The sequence below is a fragment of the Segeticoccus rhizosphaerae genome, from assembly GCF_009192725.1.
GTDB lineage: Bacteria > Actinomycetota > Actinomycetes > Actinomycetales > Dermatophilaceae > Segeticoccus > Segeticoccus rhizosphaerae.
In genome coordinates, this window is the sequence record NZ_VOHR01000265.1 from 1 (window position 1) to 5,214 (window position 5,214).

Consider the following 5,214-nt stretch of genomic DNA (forward strand, 5'->3'; position numbering starts at 1 on the left):
GGCGGTCCCGCTGTGCCCGCCGGCCGGCCAGGTCTCCACGACGTGGTCCGGCGTGTGCAGATCGGGCACGGCGGCCGGCGTGGCCACGCCCGAGCCACACGCCACCAGGCCGAGCCCGAGTGCGCCGAGGAGCAACCCCTCGAGGGCCGAAGTCTTGCGCACCGCCAGTCGCCTTCCTCATGCCGTGGGCAATCGTGCCGCGCCATGGGAATGCGCCGTGAGCCCGGCGATTCGAAAGGACTCCGGGCGATCCGGTGCGGCTGCCTCGATGCTACGGAGGGCCTCTGACAGCGACCATCGTCCGTTCAGCCGATGGTGGCGCGGGTTCTGACTCCCCAGAATGTAGTCACGGACACTGAGCACACGGGGGAGACAGGGCGATGCGTGACGGGATCGACCAGGCACTGAAACCAGTGCCTGCGCATCGAGCGCTGGGCGAGCACCGACGTCCACGACTCGTCACGCGCCGGCTCGACCTGCTCCTCACGCCTGCGGAGCAGCAGGCCTGGGTGCGCGACCGGATCGCCCTCGTGGACACCCCGACTCGGCTGGACGCCTCCCGTCACCGGATTGCCCGGCGCCCTGACTACCACCGCCTGGTCGAGCAACCGGACTTCGAGTTGCTCGCAGTCGTGCTGCGCGTGCTCACCCAGACGACGATCCCCCGCCCGCGCGCCACGGAGCGACGGTTCTGGTCACTGAGCGCCATGTCGGATGCACCGACCGGTGAGCCGGCGTCGTGCGTGTCCAGGTTGGCCACCTTGTCCGTGCGGGACCTCGCGACCGCTGTCTTCGCGCGGCACCACGACCATCCCGACGAGATCCAGGGCCGGGTCTGCGTGTCGCGCGCCGCCCTCGAACGCAGCGTGGGCTCGCTCGACGTCTTCCAGAACGCATGGCCTGAGCTGCTCGTCGCGCCGGGCACCCTCGAGCCGGAAGCGGGTCCGGACGTCTGCACGGTCTACTTCCTGGACGCCACGCACCTGCTGGAGGCGCTCATGGACGACCGTCACGACCTCGTGCAGGCGGCGCGGGTCCTCAACCTGCGTCTGATGCGGCAAGGACCGACCAGTCACCGCAACGGGCACTGCATGGACCTCGCCGACCACGTGGTAGGCCGGCCGTTCGCGCACGACACCGCCTGACCTGACGCCACCGCCCGCGGTCCTTGCCGCGGAATGCGGTCAGCCGAGCGCGTCGGCGATCGGCACCTCACCGTTGTTGAACTCGATGGTGCGGCCGATGGTGGCAGGGTGGTCGAGGACGTATGCCGCGACCGCAGCCACGTCGTCCCGGCTCACCTCACCCTTCGGGATACCGTCGCCGGTCTCGATCCGTCCGGTGCCGAGTTCGTCGAGCAACCGGCTCGGGCCCAGGATCGTCCAATCGAGCCCGGTCGAGCGAAGGTGGTCGTCGGCAGCTGCCTTCGCTTCCGCATACGGGAAGAACGGGTTGTCCTCCGGCACGCCGTGGTGCGGGTGGTCGTAGATGTACGACACCATCACGTAGCGGTGCACGCCAGCGGTCTCCGCGGCGGTCATCGAGGCGATCGCGGCGTCGCGGTCGACCGCGAAGGTGCGTTCGGGCTTGCCGCCTCCGGCGCCGGCCGACCACACGACCGCGTCCATCCCGCGCAGGTGCTCGGCCATCCCCTCGGCGTCCAGGTGCTCGACGTCCGCCACCAGGGCCGTGGCGCCGGTCGCCTCGACCTCGCTGGTGTGGTCAGGGTTGCGGATCCACGAGGTCACCTCGTGTCCCGCCCGCGTGAGCAGGGTGCTCAGCCGAAGTGCCACCTTGCCGTGTCCACCGATGATCGCGATATGTGCCATACCCGCCACCCTACGGACCTGGTGCCATGACTGTGTCCCCGCCCGAGTTGGGGCGGGGTGGGGCTGGGAGTTCAGGGTTGCCAGGCGAAGGTGTCGTCGTCGTGGCGATGAGGCTTCAGGTCGAGGTCGTGCACTCTCGTATGGTGCCGGGGACAGAGCAGGTAGAGGTTGTCGTGGTCGGTCGGCCCGCCCCGGCTCCACCAGATGCCGTGATGGGCAGCGCACCACTGTGCCGGCATCGAGCAGCCCTGGTACGTACACCCTTGCTGCTCCAGCCAGAGCGCCCGCCGCTGCGCCGGCGTGGCCAGCCTGGCCCGGTGGCCCATGTCCAACACCTCGCTGTCGGTGCCCAGCAGGACCGGGATCAGGTCGGCCTCGCACGCCAGCCGCCGCACCGTCGCCGCAGTCACCTGGTCGCCGGTCATGGTCCGCCCCAGACCGCGCAGGTCGCCGATGAGCTGCTCCCAGGACACGGTGATGACCACCTTGGCGTTGCTGGTCGTGCCCGCCTGGCCCGGTGAGGACATGCCCCGTTGGAGGATCATCAAGAACGCATCCGCCCGCCGCTGCTGCGGCGACCGCAGGTCGGGCCCGTCATCGTCCGGCGCCGGCTTGGCCAACGGATCCACCGCGGCCCGCACGAAGGCCGCGCCCTCCGGGTCCAACCGCACCACGAACTCGGTCAAGTCCCCCGCGACCGCCCGCTCATACATCCCCCGGCCCCGCCGCTGTGCCCTCTCGAAGTCGTCACTGTCCTGGCCCGGGCGCGCGCACTCCACCAGGTGGCGCAACACCTGCCGCAGTTCCCGGTCGGTGCCGGTCATCGCGACCGGCAGGATGATCGCCTGATCCGCCACATACTCCTCGAACGTGAGGAACGGCTCGATCTGCTCCAACGCCCGCAACACCCGGTCGGCCTTGCGCACCGGCACCTTCCCCGCCGCGACCGCGTCCGCCAACGGCCGGTGCTTGTCCAACCGGCACGCCACCGCGACCCGCACCGCCTGATGCGCGCCCGCCGGGTCCAGGCCCGCGCTGTGCGACGCCACGTAGTCCGCCCCCGACGAATGGCCCTCTGCATCCGGCGTGTTGCGCCCGACCGCGTCACCCACCACCGCGACCATGACCCGCTCCACGTCCCGGCGCACCGAGTCCAACCCCTCCAGGACCGCCCCCAGCTCGTCCCCCTGCAACCGCCACGACTCCTGCTCCGCCGCCCGCGCCAACGCAGTAGCCGCTGCCCGCACCCCACCCAGCACCGGCCGACCCTCCGCGTCCCCACCGTCACCTGCCACCCCGTCGCGCAGGCCGGACCCACCCGCAGCCGCGGCCACAGGCACCGTGGGCTGCTGCGGGAACTCCTCCGCGGCGAACTGGAATTCAAACATGCATCCATACTAGCCGACCCCGCCGACAGACGAAAGAGTTACCAACAACGAATCACCATATTTACCAGCCTAATTCACGCCCCACTTATCCACATCCCCTCCCGGTCACGTCACGTCATCCACAGCCCGCATGCCGGGAAGCGAGATCGGTCGAAGGCCTCGCCCGGTCTCCCATGGCCCGCAGCCGGCTGTCGCGAGGCAGGTCCACCCACTAGAGTCACCTTCGTAATCGCGGCCCGACGGGCTTCCGGCGCAGGACACGCCCCCACCCGCTCGAGACACTTCGTGCTGCCTGGGGTTCTGACCTGTGACGTTGTACCGGCAATCGGTCCGCGGCTTCTCCGCCGTCGAGCACCACTTCGCCGACCTCATCGCCGAGCAGATGCAGATCCGGACCGGTCATGGAGGCCTACCTCCGGGCTCGGCTCGACGACGGCTACAGCGCGCGTATGGCGGCCGGTTACTGCTGGCCGTGGAGCGATCCGCGTCCCGACGGCACGCTGGTGCCCGACGTGCAGATCGACGGCTGGTCCCGACCGTGGAACCTCAAGGGAGATAGGTCGATCGGTGGCGCTCCTGCTGCCGCGCTGTGGGCCACCGATCCCGCCGGATTCGGCCAGGTCGGCTGTGTGTACACGGCCCAGGGCTTCGAATACGACTACGCCGGAGTGGTCCTCGGCCCAGACCTGGTGTGGCGCGAGGGCCGCTGGCTGCCGGTGCGCCGGGCCAACATGGATCCCGACTTCCGCAACACGACGAAGGTCGGCGAGAAGGACTTCGACCGACTGATCCGCAACGTCTACAAGGTGCTGTTGACCCGTGGCATGCGTGGTGTCGCGCTCTATTCGGCCGACGCACCGACCCGTGACCACCTGCGCGAACTCGCCCGGGTCAGCGCCCCTTCGCGCCCGGAGTGACGACCGCGCGGTGTCCGCTGGCTCAGGGGAGCTGGGCGGCCAGCCGCAGCACCCTGGTGGTCTGGGCGTCGTTGAAGTTGTCATCGGACAACAGGACCACCTCGGAGAGCGGGCCGTGACCTGCCCGGAGCTCGGGGTGGCCGCTGAGGTGCGTGATGGCCATCGCCTCGTAGTTGTCCATCAACGGGTTCGTCTGTGCCTCCTTGGCTTTCGCGCCGAGGTCGGGGCACGAGGTGACGTCCGCGACCTCCTGCTTCGGCGCGACCAGGTCCGGTGAGTCGCCGAGGTCGGCCACCTCGCTGACGTCAGCTGCGGCGCTGACGTCCGGCGCGGCATACAGGCGAATCGTGTTGCCGTCCGTGGGGTTCCACGCGGCCTCCATCACGAGCAGGGAGTCCCGCCCGTAGCTGCTCACCTCGGAGATCCGCATGCCCGGGTCGAGCTGGTAGCCCACCTGCTTGGCGAGGTGGTAGCCGTTCGCACCCCGCTCGTAGACGAGGATCCGGCGGAACGTGTCGTCGCCGGACCGGGAGACGTCGCCGGACAGGGTGCCCTCCATCGCTGCGTAGATCCGGCTGCCGTCACGCGAGACGCTCAGGCCCTCCAGCGTGGCGTTGTCGGTCGCCTGGCCCTCGGGCGCCACGCGGAACCGGGCCGGCACCGGCAGCTGCCCGACCTCCACGCCATCACGGCCGAAGATGTGGATCGACGGTTCCACCTCGCTGCTCACGACGTACTGTCCGGTCGGCAGCACCGCGAGCCCCTCGGCGTCGAAACTGCTCCCGTCGTATGGCGTGCCGTCCGCGTGGCGCAACAGGAGCGTCCCGCTGACCGTCGGGTCCCCGGGCCCGGCGACGTCCCGCAGGAACCACATCCGGGTCGGCTGGTCGCCCGAGTGGTCCTCGATCGCCGCCCAGGCGTGTCGGCGCACGTCCCGCGCGAGGGCCGAGAGACCGCCGACCTCGGCGCCCTGCACCTCCTGCTTGTCCAGCGCGTCGCTGAAACCCAGTGCCCATCCCCGCGGCGGGCAGGTCGCGGGGGCGGTGGTCGCGGCGGCCGTCGACGCGCCCGCGACGACGG

The 5,214-nt window shown here is 70.3% G+C and carries 5 protein-coding genes; 2 read left to right on the plus strand and 3 right to left on the minus strand.

Going from position 1 to position 5,214, the window contains the following annotated elements; genetic code table 11:
• The first annotated feature begins 380 nt into the window (after positions 1–380).
• Positions 381–1,145: a hypothetical protein gene (locus tag FRW57_RS16790; RefSeq protein ID WP_137122488.1), complete on the plus strand. Its 765-nt coding sequence runs from the start codon at positions 381–383 to the stop codon at positions 1,143–1,145.
• Between the two features lie 39 nt (positions 1,146–1,184).
• Here the strand turns inward: FRW57_RS16790 and FRW57_RS16795 are convergent, their stop codons facing one another.
• Both FRW57_RS16795 and FRW57_RS16800 read right to left on the minus strand, forming a co-directional pair.
• Positions 1,185–1,829 (minus strand): SDR family oxidoreductase, encoded by a 645-nt coding sequence (locus FRW57_RS16795; protein ID WP_152186531.1) that lies wholly within the window; start codon positions 1,827–1,829, stop codon positions 1,185–1,187.
• Between the two features lie 71 nt (positions 1,830–1,900).
• Positions 1,901–3,217: an HNH endonuclease gene (locus tag FRW57_RS16800; RefSeq protein WP_152186532.1), complete on the minus strand. Its 1,317-nt coding sequence runs from the start codon at positions 3,215–3,217 to the stop codon at positions 1,901–1,903.
• A gap of 401 nt (positions 3,218–3,618) precedes the next feature.
• On the opposite strand from FRW57_RS16800, the gene FRW57_RS16805 reads away from it, so the two are divergent.
• Positions 3,619–4,134: a DNA/RNA helicase domain-containing protein gene (locus FRW57_RS16805; RefSeq protein ID WP_137123420.1), complete on the plus strand. Its 516-nt coding sequence runs from the start codon at positions 3,619–3,621 to the stop codon at positions 4,132–4,134.
• Positions 4,135–4,156: 22 nt separating this feature from the next.
• Here the strand turns inward: FRW57_RS16805 and FRW57_RS16810 are convergent.
• Positions 4,157–5,214: esterase-like activity of phytase family protein (locus tag FRW57_RS16810; RefSeq protein ID WP_152186533.1), on the minus strand; the 1,058-nt coding region annotated here is incomplete at its 5' end.

Bases quoted from the DNA above. Each gene is read 5' to 3' on its own strand.
- FRW57_RS16790 (WP_137122488.1), top strand. From the start codon at position 381: ATGCGTGACGGGATCGACCAGGCACTGAAACCAGTGCCTGCGCATCGA.
- FRW57_RS16795 (WP_152186531.1), bottom strand. From the start codon at position 1,829: ATGGCACATATCGCGATCATCGGTGGACACGGCAAGGTGGCACTTCGG.
- FRW57_RS16800 (WP_152186532.1), bottom strand. From the start codon at position 3,217: ATGTTTGAATTCCAGTTCGCCGCGGAGGAGTTCCCGCAGCAGCCCACG.
- FRW57_RS16805 (WP_137123420.1), top strand. From the start codon at position 3,619: ATGGAGGCCTACCTCCGGGCTCGGCTCGACGACGGCTACAGCGCGCGT.